The organism is Kribbella lupini (assembly GCF_039529595.1).
GTDB classification, from domain to species: domain Bacteria; phylum Actinomycetota; class Actinomycetes; order Propionibacteriales; family Kribbellaceae; genus Kribbella; species Kribbella lupini.
The window spans coordinates 2,676,874-2,693,741 of the sequence record NZ_BAAANC010000002.1; the positions used below are offsets into that span (position 1 = coordinate 2,676,874).

Annotated in this window: 16 protein-coding genes and 1 pseudogene; 8 read left to right on the forward strand and 9 right to left on the reverse strand. The window is 70.2% G+C overall.

Going from position 1 to position 16,868, the window contains the following annotated elements; translation table 11 throughout:
* Window positions 1-46 precede the first annotated feature (46 nt).
* The 3 genes from ABD235_RS26110 to ABD235_RS26120 form a co-directional block, all read right to left on the reverse strand.
* Window positions 47-1,336, reverse strand: coding sequence for a hypothetical protein (locus tag ABD235_RS26110; protein WP_344178608.1), 1,290 nt, complete (start codon window positions 1,334-1,336; stop codon window positions 47-49).
* Between the two features lie 83 nt (window positions 1,337-1,419).
* A complete protein-coding gene (locus tag ABD235_RS26115; protein WP_344178611.1) occupies window positions 1,420-2,556 on the reverse strand; it encodes a type IV toxin-antitoxin system AbiEi family antitoxin domain-containing protein in 1,137 nt (378 codons plus the stop codon).
* A gap of 88 nt (window positions 2,557-2,644) precedes the next feature.
* Entirely contained in the window at window positions 2,645-3,094 is a 450-nt protein-coding gene (locus ABD235_RS26120) for an HNH endonuclease (protein ID WP_077018696.1), read from the reverse strand.
* Window positions 3,095-3,239: 145 nt separating this feature from the next.
* Here ABD235_RS26120 and ABD235_RS26125 point away from each other — a divergent pair, with 145 nt between their 5' ends.
* The 3 genes from ABD235_RS26125 (at window position 3,240) to ABD235_RS26135 (ending at window position 5,799) form a co-directional block, all read left to right on the forward strand.
* Entirely contained in the window at window positions 3,240-3,647 is a 408-nt protein-coding gene (locus ABD235_RS26125) for a DUF3151 domain-containing protein (RefSeq protein ID WP_344178614.1), read from the forward strand.
* A 43-nt stretch (window positions 3,648-3,690) separates the two neighbouring features.
* Window positions 3,691-4,428, forward strand: coding sequence for a 2-phosphosulfolactate phosphatase (locus tag ABD235_RS26130; RefSeq protein WP_344178616.1), 738 nt, complete (start codon window positions 3,691-3,693; stop codon window positions 4,426-4,428).
* Window positions 4,429-4,596: 168 nt separating this feature from the next.
* On the forward strand, window positions 4,597-5,799 hold the full coding sequence (locus ABD235_RS26135) for an MFS transporter (RefSeq protein WP_344178618.1): 1,203 nt from the start codon (window positions 4,597-4,599) through the stop codon (window positions 5,797-5,799).
* Here the strand turns inward: ABD235_RS26135 and ABD235_RS26140 are convergent.
* Window positions 5,790-6,608, reverse strand: a complete 819-nt coding sequence (locus ABD235_RS26140) for a DUF6597 domain-containing transcriptional factor (protein ID WP_344178621.1) — start codon at window positions 6,606-6,608, stop codon at window positions 5,790-5,792. The two genes, ABD235_RS26135 and ABD235_RS26140, sit on opposite strands and share 10 nt — an antisense overlap.
* Window positions 6,609-6,665: 57 nt before the next feature.
* Between ABD235_RS26140 and ABD235_RS26145 the strand changes: the two genes are divergently transcribed.
* Window positions 6,666-7,154, forward strand: a complete 489-nt coding sequence (locus ABD235_RS26145) for a VOC family protein (protein ID WP_344178623.1) — start codon at window positions 6,666-6,668, stop codon at window positions 7,152-7,154.
* 303 nt (window positions 7,155-7,457) lie between these two features.
* The gene (locus ABD235_RS26150) at window positions 7,458-8,750 is read left to right on the forward strand and encodes an adenylosuccinate synthase (RefSeq protein ID WP_344178625.1); all 1,293 of its coding nucleotides are present in this window, start codon (window positions 7,458-7,460) and stop codon (window positions 8,748-8,750) included.
* 77 nt (window positions 8,751-8,827) lie between these two features.
* Here the strand turns inward: ABD235_RS26150 and ABD235_RS26155 are convergent, their stop codons facing one another.
* Window positions 8,828-10,825 carry a protein kinase domain-containing protein gene (locus tag ABD235_RS26155; RefSeq protein WP_344178627.1) on the reverse strand — a complete coding sequence of 666 codons (1,998 nt, stop codon included), beginning with the start codon at window positions 10,823-10,825 and terminating at the stop codon, window positions 8,828-8,830.
* A gap of 129 nt (window positions 10,826-10,954) precedes the next feature.
* Between ABD235_RS26155 and ABD235_RS26160 the strand changes: the two genes are divergently transcribed.
* Complete coding sequence (locus ABD235_RS26160; protein ID WP_344178629.1) at window positions 10,955-11,275, forward strand: DUF1330 domain-containing protein; 321 nt, start codon at window positions 10,955-10,957, stop codon at window positions 11,273-11,275.
* Between the two features lie 47 nt (window positions 11,276-11,322).
* Here ABD235_RS26160 and ABD235_RS26165 read toward each other — a convergent pair whose 3' ends face one another.
* The 3 genes from ABD235_RS26165 to ABD235_RS26175 form a co-directional block, all read right to left on the reverse strand.
* Window positions 11,323-13,395, reverse strand: a complete 2,073-nt coding sequence (locus ABD235_RS26165) for a sialate O-acetylesterase (protein WP_344178631.1) — start codon at window positions 13,393-13,395, stop codon at window positions 11,323-11,325.
* Between the two features lie 107 nt (window positions 13,396-13,502).
* Window positions 13,503-14,621 carry a class I SAM-dependent methyltransferase gene (locus ABD235_RS26170; protein WP_344178633.1) on the reverse strand — a complete coding sequence of 373 codons (1,119 nt, stop codon included), beginning with the start codon at window positions 14,619-14,621 and terminating at the stop codon, window positions 13,503-13,505.
* 51 nt (window positions 14,622-14,672) lie between these two features.
* Window positions 14,673-15,239 (reverse strand): TetR/AcrR family transcriptional regulator, encoded by a 567-nt coding sequence (locus ABD235_RS26175; protein ID WP_344178635.1) that lies wholly within the window; start codon window positions 15,237-15,239, stop codon window positions 14,673-14,675.
* A 94-nt stretch (window positions 15,240-15,333) separates the two neighbouring features.
* On the opposite strand from ABD235_RS26175, the gene ABD235_RS26180 reads away from it, so the two are divergent.
* Window positions 15,334-16,191, forward strand: a complete 858-nt coding sequence (locus ABD235_RS26180; protein ID WP_344178637.1) for an SDR family NAD(P)-dependent oxidoreductase — start codon at window positions 15,334-15,336, stop codon at window positions 16,189-16,191.
* A gap of 15 nt (window positions 16,192-16,206) precedes the next feature.
* Entirely contained in the window at window positions 16,207-16,770 is a 564-nt protein-coding gene (locus tag ABD235_RS26185) for a DUF4232 domain-containing protein (protein WP_344178640.1), read from the forward strand.
* Here ABD235_RS26185 and ABD235_RS26190 read toward each other — a convergent pair.
* A pseudogene (locus ABD235_RS26190) lies at window positions 16,767-16,868 on the reverse strand (IS481 family transposase); the annotation flags it as partial. The gene ABD235_RS26185 and the pseudogene ABD235_RS26190 overlap by 4 nt on opposite strands.

Sequence of the window (16,868 nt, forward strand, 5' to 3'; positions counted from 1 at the left end):
AAAGTTCTGACGGACCCGCTGCCTCGGCAGCGGGTCCGTTCTGGTTTCAACGGACCAGGAGGCCTCCCCAGTCCGGCGCGTAGAAGGGCGTGATCGACTGGCAGTCGGTGATCGGTTCGTCGGTGGGGGTGAAGCCCCAGAGCCAGCCGAGGCGGTCCGTGCGCCCGTCCTTCAGGGAGAACGAGACCGGCTTGCCGACCAAGGTCGGGTCGACGGACTGAGTGACAACGCCGGTGGCGACGCCGACCGGGCCGCCGACGGCCAGGCAGGTGATGCGGCCCTGGAAATCGGCGACGACCCGGCCGTCGGGCTTGTGGTGCGTGACGTGGAACCCGCCCTTCACCTGCAGGGCGTTGTCACCGGGTGCGATCCGCGCGGCGACTGTGAAGCGGAGTGGATCGCCGGAGAAGTCGGGAGTCTTGCTCGTACCACCGAGCACCGCAAGCACGTTCGTGCCGGTGGCGTCCGACGTCAGGTCGACCCGCTCGGAAGAGGGCGCGGAGTCGCCCGCGGCGGATGGTGACGATTGCCGGCTGAGAGCGGGCTGCCGACCGAGGCCTCGGTGGCCCGGTCCGCCGCCCTGCCCTGGGCCCGCCTGGGCCGCCGCGGCACCGTGGACGCGGAAGTTGCCCCAGGCGACGGGGAAGTGCGGAGCGGTGCCCTGGACCCGGCTGACCGGGGCGCCGAAGAATCCCCACACCCAACCGATCCGATCGCCCTTGCTGCCACCGTCGTACACGGTGAGAGCGATCTGCTTGCCGATGAACTCCAGCGGTACGCCGGGGTGGTCGGCGCGGTCGATGGTGCCGGTGACGATCCCCACCTCGTCGACGGCGTACAGGCTGGAGACCTTGCCGCTGAACTCGGCGACCAGGCTTCCGTCCGGGTTGCTGTGGACGACGTGGAAGGTGCCGGTCGGGTGCAGCGGGTCGTTGCCTTGGGCATTGACCTCGAAACTCACCGGGTCACCGGCGAAGTCCGGTCCCCACTCCTTCCCGAGCACCCCACCGGCCTTGCCCTTCACCTCCATCACCTCATCCCGCGTCGTCGACGAGGGAAAAGGCAGGCCCGCGGTCGCCGGATCGCCCGGGGTCGCTTGCGCCACCGCGGTCGTCGGATCGCCTGGGGTTGCCTGCGTCGACGCGGTTGCTCGATCGAGTGGCGCTGTCTGGGCCGCCGCGGTCGCCGGACCGCCGTCGGCTGCTTGGGCCGCGGTTGTGGTCAAAGTCGCGAGCGCGCCGGCGGTGGCGAGGCCGGCGATCGCGGCGCGGCGGATCCGTCGGCGGCTTGGGGCCGCGACAGCGGTGGTGCGGAGGACTCTTCGTCGGGCGGACAACACTGCGGCTCCTTCGGTTCGATTTTCTTCAACCAGCGTGGCCGTTCCGGCGCTGGGACAGATCCCTCCCAGGAGTGAATCGCCTACCTCTGACGGGGGATTCGGCCCGACGCCAGCCGGCGTCGGCGGCGGGTCGGGTCGAATGATCTGACGGCGGTGGAGCGTTGGGCTCGAGCGAACGTCGTACGGATCTCCTCGACGACGGCGGGTGGGTTGTCGAGGTCGGACCAGGAGATCCAGCAGTAACCGGCCGGGGACGGGTCGGCGGGCAGGCCGGGGCGGGGGACGCCGAAGGCGCGGTCGGCGGCCTCGGCGAGGTAGGCGGCGAGGGCGGGAGTGGGTTCGTCGGGAGCGTTCGACCAGTACGGGCGATGGGGCTCGAACTCGACGACGGTCCGCTCGGCCGGGAACCACAGCGAGCACCCGACCTGGTCGGCGTCGACGCCGGGTGGGGGAGACGAGGACGGCGTCGGCAGGCCGGCGTCGGCGAGGATGACTCGCAGCCGCGACTCGGCGACCGACGCCGACTCAGGGGTGGCGCGAGCGACGACGTCGCGGGCTTGTTCGACGCCGTCGATCAGATGGTCGGTCGCCTTCCGGAGCGCAGTGGGCGTGGCCAGGCCGGAGTACAGGCTGGCATCGGCGACCGCCTGCGCGGGCGCGCGTGGACAGGTCGCGGCGACCTCCGCGACGGCCCGCGGCGGTGAAGTCACCCGCAAGCCGTTCCACACCACCACGCCAGGCCCCAACGGACTCCGCACATGCCGCACGACATCGTCCTCGAATGCGGCGGCACCCCGGCCGCTACCGACGGCGCCGCGCCGGCGCTCGCCTGCCGGCTGCCGCTCCCTCTGCGTACGGTCGGCGCCGCCGATCACTCGGCCGCGGAGTACCTCGGGGACCTCTTCGAGGGTCAGGTGCACCTTCGACAGATCGAGGCCCCACAACGGCAAGCCGTGCAGGGCTGCCGCCGACTGGTGGCTGGCCGTGCGGCCTGAGGACTCGCGCAGCAGCTGGAAGGTCCGCCGGACGTGCAGCGTCTCGTCGGTGACCAGCGCGAGGTCGCGGAACGCGGCGTACCGGCCGGGCCGGATGCGGCGCCAGCCGCCGGAGCGGAGCAGGGAGTCGATGTCGGGGTCGGAGTAGCCGCAGGCGCGGGCGTCGGCGCGGGTGAAGACGCCGCCGCGGATCGCGCGCAGCACGTTGAGAGTTGGGTTCACACCTCAGAAGATGCCGCGATCAGCCCTTCGCCGGACGACCTTCAGCACATCTGTGGACGACCCCGGAAAAGGGCATAAAAAAGGCCCGTCATGTCTCGATGACGAGCTCCGCGCGGGTTGGTACCCAGGGTTGCCACAGCAGGGGCATGTTGGCCTCGGACGGCGTCCGGTTGCCCTTCCGCTCGTTGCAGGCGGCATGGGCGGCGACCGCGTTCAGCCACTCCGTGCGGCCGCCCCTGGATCTGGGTTGCACATGATCCATCGTGTCGGCGTTGTCCAGGCCGCAGTAGGCACACCGGAACCTGTCCCGCCGCAGGACGCCGTGCTTGCTGTACTTCATCCGGCCGGCCGCGTAGCGCCAGTGGGTGACCACGTAGCGCACCAGCCGGAGCACCCTGGGGACCGGAAAAGGGCCGATGGTCCGTTCGCCGTGCGCCTCTTCGACCACCGCGACCTCACGCACCAGCATCCGGATGGCGTGCTGGATCGAGACGGTGTGCAGCGGCTCGTACGACGCGTTCAGGACGATGACACTCATCCGGTGCCTCCTTTCCGGCCGTAGCTGGGAACCACGGCGGTACGACGCAGGGTCTCAAGCATCCGTGGCCGGTACGTGAACGGTCAACGGATTTCGTCAGACGGTCACGTGCCGGGCCGGCTGCGTGATCGGCGAAGATGTGCCTATGGAATTGAACAATCTGCTGAGCGGTCCTCCCGAGACCCTACTCCCCGAGGACCCGGCCGCGGCGGAACTCGCCGCCGGACTCCCCGCGGTGGACGCGGCCGCCAAGTACCCGACCTCGTCGCTGGCCTGGTCCCAGCTGGCCGAGGCCGCCTTCGCCGACGGCCGCACCATCGAGGCCTACGCCTACGCCCGGACCGGTTACCACCGCGGGCTCGACCTGCTCCGCCGCAACGGCTGGAAGGGCCACGGCCCGGTTCCGTGGGAGCACGAGCCGAACCGCGGCTTCCTGCGCTGCCTGGCGGTGCTCGGCAAGGCGGCTGCGGTGATCGACGAGAAGGAGGAGGCCGAACGCTGCGCCACCTTCCTGCGCGACTCCTCGCCGACCGCGGCCGACGTCCTGAGCTGAAACCTGCTTGTACGGCGGGCCGCCGGCGGGCACCATCTCGCCGGTGACCAGTCCTTACGCGCAGTCCGGGTACCGCGTCGGCTTCGACTGGGGGCCGGCCGGTGCCGCCGCGGTGCCCGGTGCGCTCGTCGCGGTCGTCGACGTCCTCTCGTTCACCACCTCGGTGACGGTCGCCGCCGACCGCGGCATCACAGTGCTCCCGTACCGCTGGCGCGACAGCACCGCCATCCAGTACGCCGAACAGCACGCCGCCGCGCTCGCGGTCGGCCGGTCGGAGGCCGGCGCGGACGGCATCAGCCTGTCCCCGGCCAGCATCCGCCAGGCCCGCAACGTCGAGCGCCTGGTCCTGCCGTCCCCCAACGGCTCCACCATCTCCCAGCAGCTGGCGGACAGCGGGTCCACGGTCCTGGCAGTCTCCCTACGCAACGCAGCCGCAGCTGCGGAGTGGGCAACAGCAAAGGGAAGACAGATCGTTGTCATCGCTGCGGGTGAGCGCTGGGCAGATGGGTCGCTGCGGCCTGCTGTCGAAGACCTCTGGGGTGCTGGAGCCTTCATCACCGCTCTGCAGGAACGTGGAGTAGGTCCGGTGTCGCCGGAGGCACGGGCCGCCGCGGCGGCATGGCGAGAGGTGCGGGCGGAGCTGCCGGGGCTCCTCAGAGAGTGTGCGGGTGGCCGAGAGTTGATCCAGTACGGCTTCCCGCAGGACGTGGCGGTCGCGGCGGAGGTCGGCAGCAGCGCGTCCGTTCCGGTCCTGCGGGCTGGGGCCTTCGTAGTAGACTGAGCGCGCTAGAACACCCTCATCGATGTTCTGCCCGGCGACATAGCCGGCAGGCGGCGTGCGTCCCCGCTTCCTGCCGAAAATGGACGGTTGTAGGCGGCACTGACGGACCGAACGAGCTGGACGCCCACGGTCAGATCACCGCCCCGCCGGGTAGCGAAAGGCTCTACCGTGCCGGCACTCACCGGACGGATCAGCACGCCCCGCACCAGCTACGGCAGCGTCCTCAGGACGCCGGGAGCGTGGAAGTTCTTCCTGGCGGCGGCTCCAGCGCGCATCGGCATCGCCATGACCGGCCTCGGCATCGTCTGGCTGGTGCACGGCTCCACCGGCTCGTACGCCGTGGCCGGCACCGTGACCGGCGGCTTCGCCGTCGCCGAGGCATTGGCCGGCCCGCAGGTGGCGAGGCTGATCGACCGCTACGGCCAGACCCGCATGCTGCCGATCACGCTGCTGCTCCACGCGGCCGCAGTCGCCCTGCTGATCACCCTCACCACCAGTCACCAAGCGCAGAGCACGCTCATCGCAGCCGGCGTGCTCGCCGGCGGCACTCTGCCCCAGGTGGGCGCGCAGACCTCGGCCCGCTGGGCCTACGCCCTCCGCGGCAAGCCAGGACTCAACACAGCCTTCGCACTGGAGGCGCTGAGCACCGGTGTCGCCTTCATGGTCGGCCCGGCCCTCATCGGCACAGTCAGCTCAGTCACCACACCAGTAGCCGGCTCTGCCTTGGCCACAGGGCTCCTGGTGGCAGGAGGTCTGTCGCTCGCAGTACAACGCAGTACTGCCCCACCGATCACTCAAGCGCACGAGCGGCAGAGCTCAGCTCGCCTTCTGCACAAGGGATTCCTCGCACTGGTTGCCACGAACATCGGCATCGGCCTGTTCTTCGGCAGCATGCAGGTGTCGGTCACCGCGTTCGCCGTCGGCAGCGGCAGTCCGTCACTGGCCGGTCCGCTCTACGCGATCACCAGCCTGGTCAGCCTGTTCGCCGGTTTCGCGTACGGCGCCAAACACTGGCCGATGCAGCCGTCGAAGCAGTTCGTCCTGGCCCTGACCGCCCTCACCGTCAGCACCGTCCCGCTGCTCCTGGCCGGCACCCCACTGGCCCTGGGTCTCGCACTAGCCCTTCCAGGCTTGGCGATCGCGCCCATCCAGACCCTGTCGGCAGTCATCACCGAGTCGGAGGTGGAGCCGTCGGTCCTCACCCAGGCCTTCACCTGGCTCAACTCCGGAGGCGCCGCCGGAGTAGCCCTCGGCGCAGCCTTCGCCGGCCGAGCAGTGGACGGCCACTCCGCCCAGCACGGCTTCGCGCTCGCCCTCGCGGCAGCCCTGCTGGCAACGCTGTTCGGTCTGGGGGTCCGGCGTCAGCGGTAGGTGATCTGGCGTTCGGCAGCTGTGCGCGCGGCGTACTCGGTGGGGGTGAGGCCGATCTGGTCCTTGAACTCCCGGGTGAAGTGGGCCTGGTCGAAGTAGCCCAGCGCGACGGCCAGGTCGGCGAGCTCGGTGACTTCGCCGCGGGCCAGGAGCTCGGCGCCGTCGTGCAGGCGGTAGCGGCGCAGCACCCACTTCGGGCCGACGCCGACGTACCGGCGGAAGAGGCGTTGCAGGGTGCGGATCGGTACGCCGAACCGCTCGGTGATCTGGTCGACGCGGGTGATCGAGCGGTCCTCGGCCATCGCCGCGACGATCCGCCGGACCAGCGCGTACGACGGGTCGTCGGCGACCAGGTGGTCGGCCAGGTAGGCCTCGACCACCGCGCGCCGCCGTACGTCGGACTCCTCGGCGAAGACCAGGTCGGCCAGCCTGTCCGCGTCCGGGAAGACGTCGGTCAGCGGCAGCACCTGATCGCGGAACGTCGCGACGTCGCGCCCGGTCAGCGCGCCGAAGCCGCCGGCCCAGAACTTGACCCCGAAGGCCCGGCCGCGGCCCACCAGTTCACGCTCGAACTTGCGCGTGCAGACCCCGTTCAGGAACGCGCCGCCGGGCTGCTCGAAGGTCACGTTCACGCTCGGGTACGGCAGCACCTCGGCGACGTACGGCTCGGTCAGGTCCCACTCGACGATCCAGTACCACTCGACGAACCGGCCGACCGTCGGCCCCGCGGCGAGCCGGCTCAGCGAACGGTGCCGGGCCTGTTCCTGCGGGTGCAGGATGCCCTTCTCGCTGTCCGGGGGCTGCGTCACGGTGGCTGTCGCTTTCTTCCAAGACCCGGCGGGCCGGTACGGCGTTGACTGAACGGCATGACGACGAACACGGTAAACCCCGTCCCCGACGGTTATCACTCGCTGACCCCGTACCTGGCCGTCGACGACGGGCCGAAGGCGATCGAGTTCTACCAGCAGGTCTTCGGCGCCGAGGTGGTCAGCCGGCAGGACATGCCCGACGGCCGGCTCGGACAGGCCGAGCTGCGGTTCGGGAACTCGATGCTGCAGCTCAGCGACCAGATGCCGCAGATCGGGCTGCGGGCCCCGAACGGCGAGTGGGTGCACTCGTCGCTGGTGCACTACGTGCCGGACGTCGACGCGACGTTCGCGAAGGCGATCGAGGCCGGCGCGCGGCAGGTCGAGCCGGTCTCGACGTTCATGACCGGCGACCGGTACGGCACGGTGATCGACCCGTTCGGGCACCGCTGGGCGATCCTGACCAAGGTCGAGGACGTCTCGCGGGAAGAGGCCGACCGGCGGGTCAAGGAATGGCTGGCCTCGAACCCGGAAGGGCTGGACGCCTAGGGCAACGGAAAAGCTCGCGCACGTAAGGAAGCGGCCCGCCGGAACCGTCCCCTGCGGCAGTTTCGGCGGGCCGCTGACTAAGAGTGTGCACGTGATCACGGAAAATGGCAACCCCGTTGGAGGCCGAGGTCACTGACGCGGAAACCTCTGCGCGGCCCGCGGGTCCGGTAGGCTTCGGTCGTAAGAGCCTGGAACGCTAGCCGGATGAACGTCTGGTGAAGTGTGCCGGGCTTCACCGTTTCCAGCGGCCGACCGACGAAGGCGACGACGCCTTGGGTCGACGCGTTGAAGAGGAGGGCTGAGATGCCCGCAATCGTGCTCGTCGGCGCCCAGTGGGGCGATGAGGGCAAAGGCAAGGCCACCGATCTGCTCGGCAACACCGGGACCGCGATCGACTACGTGGTGAAGTTCAACGGCGGGAACAACGCCGGCCACACCGTTGTCATCGGCACCGAGAAGTACGCGCTGCACCTGCTGCCGAGCGGCATCCTGACCCCGGGCGTGACGCCGGTGATCGGCAACGGCGTGGTGGTCGACCTGAGCGTGCTGTTCGAGGAGCTGGACGCGCTCCAGGCCCGCGGGGTCGACACGAGCCGGCTGGTGGTGAGCGCCAACGCGCACATCATCCCGCCGTACAACCGGACCCTGGACAAGGTGGCCGAGCGGTTCCTCGGCAGCCGAAAGATCGGCACCACCGGCCGCGGCATCGGGCCGACGTACGCCGACAAGATGAACCGGATCGGGATCCGGGTCCAGGACCTGTACGACGAGAAGATCCTCGAGCAGAAGATCACCGGCGCGCTGGAGCAGAAGAACCAGCTGCTGGTGAAGGTCTACAACCGCCGCGCGGTGGAGATCTCCGAGGTCCTCGACGAGCTGCTCGGGTACGCCGAGCGCCTGCGCCCGATGGTCGCCGACACCAGCCTGCTGCTCGGCAAGGCGCTCGACGCCGGCAAGACCGTGCTGATGGAGGCCGGCCAGGCCACGCTGCTCGACGTCGACCACGGGACGTACCCGTTCGTCACGTCGTCGAGCGCGATCTCCGCGGGCGCCTGCACCGGCGCCGGCATCCCGCCGACCCGGATCGACCGGGTGATGGCGGTCGTCAAGGCCTACACCACCCGCGTCGGCGAGGGGCCGTTCCCGACCGAGCTGCTGGACGCGGACGGCGAGTGGCTGCGCCAGCAGGGCTTCGAGTTCGGTACGACGACCGGCCGGCCGCGTCGCTGCGGCTGGTACGACGCCGTGATCGCGCGGTACGCGGCCCGGGTCAACGGCGTCACCGACTTCGTGCTGACCAAGCTGGACACGCTGACCGGCCGGGAGAAGATCCCGGTCTGCGTCGCCTACGACGTAAACGGCGTGCGGCACGAGGAGATGCCGATGACGCAGACCGACTTCCACCACGCGAAGCCGGTCTACGAGGAGCTCGACGGCTGGGACGAGGACATCACCGGCTGCCGCAACTTCGACGACCTGCCGAAGAACGCGCAGACCTACATCCGCACGGTCGAGGCGATGAGCGGTGCGCCGATCTCCGCGGTCGGGGTCGGCCCGGAGCGCTCGCAGATCGTCATGCTCGACAACCGCAACTGAGCTGACCGCCGCGCACGTCCCGCGTGTGCGGCTCGTCCTCACCCTCTCCGCGTCGGCCCCGCAGGGCCGGCGCGGAGTCAGTTGACGAACGGCAGGTCGCGGATCACCGGGAGCTGGCGCAGGTCACTGATGGTCGGGCTCGGCAGATCGGGCAGCCGGAAGGCGTCAGCGAGCGGCGTCCAGTTCGTGCCGGTGTCGTAGGCACGGAAGGCCAGCACCGCGGTGACGACCAGCAGCCCGAGAGATACCACAGTGCTCAGCCAGGCCGGCCGGAACACCGTCCGTAGACCGGCCCGCGCACCTCGTCGCAGCGAACCTCCACCCGGACCACCCCACGCGGTGAGCAGTCCGAACACAGCTCCGACGGCAACGCTCGCCGGAGCCAGCGGCGCCCAGTCGAAGCCCATGGCCAGGGCGATGACCAGCGTGGTGATCCCACCGACGCTGAAGCCGACGATCAGCGGCAGCAGCGCGCTGGGCAGGGACACCAGCGCCGCACTGGCGAGGTGAACCGGGCTGGCGGCAACAGCCACGAGCCCGTCCGACCTGCCGCGGTAGCCGCGCGCTTCGCGTCGGCGCAGCAACGCCGTACTGGACTTGTCGACCATCCGGGCCAGCACCGTCAGCGCTGCAGCGACCAGCATGCCGAGGACCGGCAGTACGGCGATCAGCGCGGTCAGCACGAGCAGGATCGCGAACAGCAGCCCGCCACGAGACGCCGGCGGTAGTGGCGGACCAGACGGCCGCTGCTCCAACGCCTTGTTCTGCTGGGGCACCGGGTGGTTCTGCTGCTGCGGGACCGGATAGTTCTGTGGCTGGGCGTAGATCGGGCCGGTCGGCGGTGCATAGTTCGGTCCGGTCGCAGGCCCGCCCAGGCCGGCCGGTGCCGGTTGGTACGGCAGCGGCATCGCCGCCGGGGCAGCAGCGCCAGGAACCGGGCTGTACGTCGCCGGGTGCACCGGCACGGCCGCAGCCTTGGCCGCCAGTCGCGCGGCCTTCTGCTCGGCAGCAGCGTCCCGCAGCTTGTCCCGGAGCGGAGCAAAGGCAGACAGAGGAGGAATGACCGACGGGACCAGCTGGGCGACTTCGGCCGGGTCCGGTTCAGCGGGCATCACGCGAGTGCCGTCAGGCATCACCTGAGTACCGGCTTCGGAAGCGGGCATCACCGTGGTCGGCGGGTGCAGGTGGATGGTCTCGGGCGCGGTCAGCACCGTCTTGGCCTCGGTCGGCGGGACCAGCGCGTCGCGGCCCTCGGCGTACCGATTGAGGCCGGTCATGATCTCGAGCTGGGTCGGCCGGTCCCGCCGGTCCGGCGACAGCGCGGCGGCGAGCAGCGGCTTCAGCCGCGGGTCCAGACCTTCCAGGTCGGCCTGGCCGCTGTGGACGCGGCTCAGCACCACCTCGAACGGACCCTTGCCGAACGGCCGGCGGCCGGTCGCGGCGTACGCGGCGGTCGCCGCCCAGCCCCACCAGTCGGCCGACTCGGACACCATCTCGCCCTCGATCAGCTCCGGCGCCAGGTAGCCCGGCGTACCGATCACGAGCCCGGTCTGGGTCAGCCGCAGGTCGTCGGTCGCCTGGGCGATGCCGAAGTCGATCATCACCGGCTTGCCGTTGAACATCATCACGTTGCCGGGCTTGAGGTCGCGGTGGATCACTCCGGTCGCGTGGATCGCCTGCAGCGACTCGGCCAGGCAGCCCGCCAGCGGCAGCCAGCGCTGCGGCGTCAGCGGCCCGCGGTCGTCCACCTGCTCGTCCAGCGGACGGCCCGGCACGAAGCGCGTGACCAGGTACGGCCGGTCGCCCTGGAGGTCGTGGTCGAGCACGCCGGCCACGCCAGGGTGGTCGATCCGCTGCAGGGTCTTCACCTCGCGCTCCAGCCGCGCCCGCGCGGTCGGATCGTGCGCCACGTGCGACCGCAGCACCTTGAGCGCGACCTCGCGGCGCTCCGGTCCCTCGGCCAGGTAGACCACACCCATGCCGCCCTGCCCGAGGCGCCGGATCAGCCGGTACGGCCCGATCCGCTCCTCGACCTCCGCCGGCTTGTCCACCGGCAGGCCCCCTGTACCCGACATGCCATCTACCGTACGTCGGCACCAGCCCACCCGCCCGGGCCCGATCGCATGACCCCGGAGGTAATCGTCGCGGTACAGCTTCTCCGCCAGCCTGGTCGGCATCAGCCGAGATCACCAGGAGGGACCACCATGACGCACTACGCGATCGCCAACCTGACCAACGTCCGCGTCGGCGCCGGCATCGTCGAGTACCTGGAGCGCATCGACGCCACGCTCGCGCCGTACGACGGGCACTTCATCGTGCACGGCAACCCGCCGGAGCACCTGGAGGGGGAGTGGGCCGGCGCGCTGGTCGTGATCGAGTTCCCCAGCTACGAGGCCGCCCGCGGGTGGTACGACTCCCCGGCGTACCAGGAGATCCTGCCGCTGCGTACGAACAACTCCGACGGCGTGACGATGATCGTCGAGGGCGTCGACCGCGACCACGTCGCCACGGACGTGCTGGCGTGAAGGACGCGGCCGGTGCCTCGGGGCGGTGGGCGCCGGCCGCGTCCTGTTCAGGTGACCGGCAGCTTGAAGGCCAGCAGCCCGGTGCCGGTCGCGTTGGTGATCCAGGGGCCTGCGCCGAGGTGCCCCTGGTAGGTCAAGCCGGTCACACCCGTTGCCGGGCCGGACAGGGTGAGCACGAGCTTGCCGCCGGGTTGGTAGGCGACTGACGAGACCGTGACGGCTCCACCTTCCAGCACGAAGTCCGCCGCGGCTCCTGCCTGCACTGTGAGCGGATCGGTCGACCGCAGCTGTACGACGAGCTGCGACCCAGCTGCGGTGACAGCGGACGGGTTCGGCGGAGCGACACCGGCCGACGGGCCGCCGTACAGGTCTCTGCCCAGTACGGCGAACGTGTGGTCGCCCATCTCGCGGTAGCCACCGATGTACGCGTAGTGGCAGCCGTCGTGGCCCGACAACCCGTTGGTGGACAGCAGGGTCACGCCCGCCGTGTCGCCGAGCTGCCGCTGGGCCTCACGGACGTTCATGGTGGTCGTGGTGCCGCAGGGCGACGTACGGACCTGGTAGACGTAGTACTTGATCGAGCCGAAGTCGCTGCGCCAGTCCTGCAGCAGGGCGTTGAAGCCGGTGACGTGGACCGCGGCGTTGTCGTTGTCCGACTCGCCCTGGTACCAGAGCACGCCCTTGACGTTGCCCAGTACGCCGGCCGCCTGCAGGCGTTGCCGGAGCCGGCCGTAATTCGTGGCGAGGTCGTTGGGGCTGCCGTCGTTGCGCTGGAAGAAGCTGATCGGCTGACCGCCGTGCGCGCCGTTGAACAGCGCCACCGGGACCTTGTAGGTGTCCACGATCCTGCGGCCCATCCGGATCGCCCACTGGCCGACCGAGCCGGACTGGTTGGTCACGTCGCCGGTCGCGTAGTGCCAGACCCGGTCGGCGCCGGAGATGGTGCCGTCCGACGTCGACGTACCGAAGCTGCGCAGGTACGGCGACTCCTCCGCGTTCGCGGCGCCGTTGAACTTGGCCGCCTCCGCGTTGGACTGCCCCTGGACCACCAGCACGTCCCCGGAGACCACACCGTCGCGCCGAGCGACCACGCGATCCAGTCCGGGGCCGGTGGCCCGCAGCTCGAAGCTGTACTTGTGCAGCCCCGCGGTGATCCGCGGAGTGAAGCGGAACGCCTTGGACGACGAGCTGAAGGTCTCGGTCCGGCCGGCGCCGGTCACGCGCAGCTGCACCCGCCGTACGCGCGGATCGGTGACAGCACCCGCCACCGGTACGACGGCGCCGTTGCGGCTGTCGCGCGGTACGAGCTGCCGGTCCTGCGGCGACTCCGTCACGCTCACCAGAGACGTGCGGACGTACGCCGTCAGCCGGCGCTGCGAGTAGCGGTTGGCGTTGTTGGCGAAGGTCCAGTCCGGCTGGCCGCTCGGGTTCGTCCCGATGCCCAGCGACAGCAGGCCGTCGGCCGACTCGGTGAACGTGTTGATCGCGAACACCTGCTTGGCCGCCAGGCTCGACGGCCGGTCCGCACCGATCTGGCCAACCTGGAACGAGCCGTAGCCGAGCGGTGAGGTCGGGTTGTCGTCCACGTCGAAGGTGATCGGCGAGGCGTTGGCGACCTGCGTGCTGGCGCTCTCCTGGTACTGGTTCGGCCACATCTCCAGGTAGCCGGTCTGGCCGCTGCCGTTGGTCACACCCGGCACGTTCGAGCGGACCTCCAGATCGCCGACCCGCTGCCGGACGAGCTCACCGGGCCGCGTCGGCAGCCCGATCCGGGCGGCGGTCGCGGTGAACGGCTCCATCGCCGTCCAGACCCACTGCGGGCCGTCCGGTCCGTTCAGCTCGACGCAGTAGCCGACCCGGTCGAAGTTCGAGCCGACCTCACCGGTCCGGTCCAGGCTGTACGGCGGTGTCTGGTTCAGGTAGCTGCCGCGCTCCGGCAGGTCGAGCTGGAGCACGGGAGTGAAGCCGGCCGCCGCACTGTCGCAGGCGGTCGCAGCGACTGAGGCGTCCCGGACGGCAGACGCTGGAGTGGTCAGTGCACTGGCGACCAGCAGGGTGGTGGCGACACCGATGGCATGGGAGCGACGTACCAGGGCGCGGGCGGGCGCAGAACGAGGCATGGACGGACCTCCGATGGCGGGATGTCTCCACCATGGGTAGTGGCCCGCTCACTGTTCGTGCCAGCCCCTTGCGCCCAGCGGTCCGATCCCTGCGCCCAGTGGCACGGTCAGCGGCGGCGGAGTAGTGCGCCGTGGCTGCCGGGTTTGCGGTGGTAGGCGCGGCCGCCGGCGACTGGCTCGAGGCGGGGGCGGGCCAGCTCGACCTGTTCCTCGACGGTCCAGCCTGACGGCCAGGACTGTGCTGCCAGCTTGGCCGGCTCCATTGCCACGAACAGGTGGTCGGTGGGGAAGCGATCCAGCAGGGTCAGGTCCTGCTCGTAGTACAGGACCTCGATCAGCAGGTACGCCGAGCCGGTGAGGCGCCGGGTGGTCGCCAGATCCTCGTAGCTGTGGGGATGCACCCGCACGTCGCCCTGCAGCTCGCGCAGCCGCTCGTAGAAGGACTCGTCTGGCTCGGTCGCGTCGACGGAGTAGTGCTCGGCCAACAGTCGTCGGGTCAGTGCGCCCTCGCACGCGCCCACCTCGATCACCCGCCCGGCCGCTGGGTCCAGGTGCGACCGCACCCAGGCCGCCGTCGCGTCCAGCCGCTCCAGCTCGTACGGCGACGAGGCGAACTCCCACGGGTCAGGCACCAGCGCCGCGTTGCCCCTCAGTGAGAACAGCCGGGCCCGCTCGTCCGGTGTGGAGCCGAAGAACCGCTCGACCGAGTGGACCTTGCCGGTGAGCAGCGCGTTCTCGTCGTCCTCGTCCAGCCCGAGCAGGTCGGTCCCGTGGGTGTTGAGGAAGTCCAGCTTGGCGTCGATCAGTGCGGGGCTGAGGCGCTCGTCGGTGTCGGTGACCCACTGGAACCAGGCGGCGTCGCCGACCGCGTGCAGCACGGGCGCACGGCGTACGAGCCCTGCCAGTTCGAGACCCCAGCGGCCACGACTCTCGCGGTTGTCGGCCGGGTTGTGCGTCCAGACGGTCGCCTCGACGTCGCCGGTCTCCAGGGCGATCGCGTCGGCGGCAGCGCCGGGGGAGAGGGGCTTGGCGCCCTCGGCAGAGGTGCCGAGCAGCTCGGCGAGGGGAGCGAGCCGGCCGGCCAGCGGGACTCCCGCCGGCAGCTTCAGGTAGGTGCCGCGGTCGGCGACGAGCAGGTGCACCTCACGGCCGCGCGCCGGGTCGAGAACGGACAGGAAATCGACGACTACATCTTCCGGACGGAGTACCGCGACGACATCGACCACTCACCCATTTTACGCAAGATCTCTGCGAAATGCGGGTCGAAGCGTGTCGTGTCAGTCCCGCAGCAGCGCGGCGACCGACTCGGTGACGACCTTGCGGCGGTCGGCCGACGACGTGTGCTCGACCAGCGCGGCGTACTCCGGCGTCATGTTCGCCCACAGGGTCGCCTGGTGGATGACCAGGCTGAGCAGCACGATCGGCTCGTACCTGCTCGGCAGTACGCCGTCGCGCTGCGCCTGCGCGATCGCCTCGGTCTTGTGCCGGTTGCTCTCGACGATCGCGTCCAGCGGGTCGGTCGTGCCGGCCCGCTCCAGTCGGTACCACGTCGCGAGCCGCTGGACCTCCGGGTACTGCTCGTAGCCGTCGAACAAGCGGCCGGCGTACTCCGGCAGGTCGGTCGGATCGATCGGCACCGCGCTGACGGTGTGCTCGACGATCTCGTTGAAGACCGCGTCGAACAGGCCGTCCTTGCTGCCGAAGTAGTGGTAGATCTGCGCCTTGTTCGAGCCGGACTCGGCCGCGATCCGGTCGACCCGCGCGCCGGCGATGCCGTACGCGCCGAACTCCTTGCGGGCTGCCTGCAGCAGCCGCTTCTTGGTCGCCTCAGCGTCTCCGGCCATGCGGCCAGAATACCGCAACTAACTGGATAGTTGACTCACTCGCAGGCTCGTGCTTCACTTCAACTAACCAGTCAGTCAGGACAGATGAGCAACGATGAAGGTCTTTCTCGTCACCGGCAGTTCACGAGGTCTCGGCCGAGAGATCGCGCAGGCCGCACTCGCCGTCGGCCACCAGGTCGTCGCCACCGCCCGCCGGCCCGAGCAGCTCTCCGATCTCGTCAGTCAGTACGGCGACCAGGTGCGCACTGTGGCGCTGGACGTCACCGACCCGGCCGCCGCGGAGTCCGCGGTCCAGGCCGCGGTCGACGCGTTCGGGCGGCTGGACGTGGTCGTCAACAACGCGGGGTACGCCAACTTCGTCGCCTTCGAGGACATCCCGATGGACGACTTCCGCGAGCAGGTCGAGACCAACCTGTTCGGTGTCGTCAACGTGACCCGGGCCGCGCTGCCGGTCTTCCGCGCGCAGGGCTCCGGGTACTTCGTCCAGGTGTCGTCGGTCGGTGGCCGGTCCGTCGCGCCCGGGCTGTCGGCGTACCAGACCGCGAAGTGGGCCGTCGGCGGCTTCTCGGGCGTGCTCGCCCGCGAGCTCAACCCGCTGGGGATCAAGGTCACCGTGCTCGAGCCGGGCGGCATGAGCACGGACTGGGCCGGCTCGTCGATGAAGGTCTACCCGGTCAGTACGGCGTACGAGGAGTCGATCGGCCGGCTGCGGGACTACATGGCGAACGGGGTCGTGGGCAGCGATCCGGCGAAGGTCGCACAGGTCGTCCTGCACCTGGCGGACAGCGAGGAGGTGCCGGAGCGGCTGCTGCTGGGCAACGACGCGCTCATCGTCGCCGAGGCCTACGAGCAGGACCGCGCCGCCGAGGCCGCCCGCTGGATCGAGACCTCCCGATCCACCGACGCCGACGGCGTCACTCGCGAGGAGCTGGACCCGCTGGCCCACATCTGACGTAGCTTTCACGGGGTGAGGACGATCTGGGTGCTGGCCGTCGTGCTGCTGCTCGGCGGGTGCGGGACCGAGGTCGCGAGCCAAGGGTCACCGCCGCCGGCGACGCCGGTTCCGACCGGTGAGGCGACCGGCGGCCCGATCCCGACGCCGCCGCCGAAGGTGTGCCCCGCGTCCGGCGCGCAGGTCGGCGTCGGTCCGGTCGAGGCGGCGCTCGGGCATCGCGCTGTGGTGCTCACGGTGACCAACTGCCGGGCTACAACCCTGACGCTCAACGGGTATCCGGCGGTCGTCGTACTGGACTACTGGCGCAAGCCGCTCGGGACGACGGTCGCGCACGACTCGTCGTACATGGCGATCGATCCCGGACCGCAGCGCTTGCGGCTGGGCAAGGGGCAGACCGCGGTGTCAGTAGTTGCCTGGAGCAACACCGTGGCGGACGGCCCCGACCCGCAGACCGGGCAGTTCCTGAAAGTTGCCGCGAGCAAGGGTGACGCCCAGGCCGTCTGGCCGGTGATGACCGATCTCGGGACCACCGGCAAGCTCGAAGTGACAGCCTGGGCGCGAAAGCTGAAGTCCTAGGTGTGATGTCCAGGGAGGTTGGTCAGTCGGGTGATGGGTGGCTGGCCTCCGATGGCGCTGTGGGGTCGGTGGTGATTGTAGAAGTGCAGCCAGCCGGG

Bases quoted from the DNA above. Each gene is read 5' to 3' on its own strand.
- ABD235_RS26120 (WP_077018696.1), bottom strand. From the start codon at position 3,094: ATGAGTGTCATCGTCCTGAACGCGTCGTACGAGCCGCTGCACACCGTC.
- ABD235_RS26125 (WP_344178614.1), top strand. From the start codon at position 3,240: ATGGAATTGAACAATCTGCTGAGCGGTCCTCCCGAGACCCTACTCCCC.
- ABD235_RS26145 (WP_344178623.1), top strand. From the start codon at position 6,666: ATGACGACGAACACGGTAAACCCCGTCCCCGACGGTTATCACTCGCTG.
- ABD235_RS26150 (WP_344178625.1), top strand. From the start codon at position 7,458: ATGCCCGCAATCGTGCTCGTCGGCGCCCAGTGGGGCGATGAGGGCAAA.
- ABD235_RS26155 (WP_344178627.1), bottom strand. From the start codon at position 10,825: ATGTCGGGTACAGGGGGCCTGCCGGTGGACAAGCCGGCGGAGGTCGAG.
- ABD235_RS26160 (WP_344178629.1), top strand. From the start codon at position 10,955: ATGACGCACTACGCGATCGCCAACCTGACCAACGTCCGCGTCGGCGCC.
- ABD235_RS26165 (WP_344178631.1), bottom strand. From the start codon at position 13,395: ATGCCTCGTTCTGCGCCCGCCCGCGCCCTGGTACGTCGCTCCCATGCC.
- ABD235_RS26175 (WP_344178635.1), bottom strand. From the start codon at position 15,239: ATGGCCGGAGACGCTGAGGCGACCAAGAAGCGGCTGCTGCAGGCAGCC.
- ABD235_RS26180 (WP_344178637.1), top strand. From the start codon at position 15,334: ATGAAGGTCTTTCTCGTCACCGGCAGTTCACGAGGTCTCGGCCGAGAG.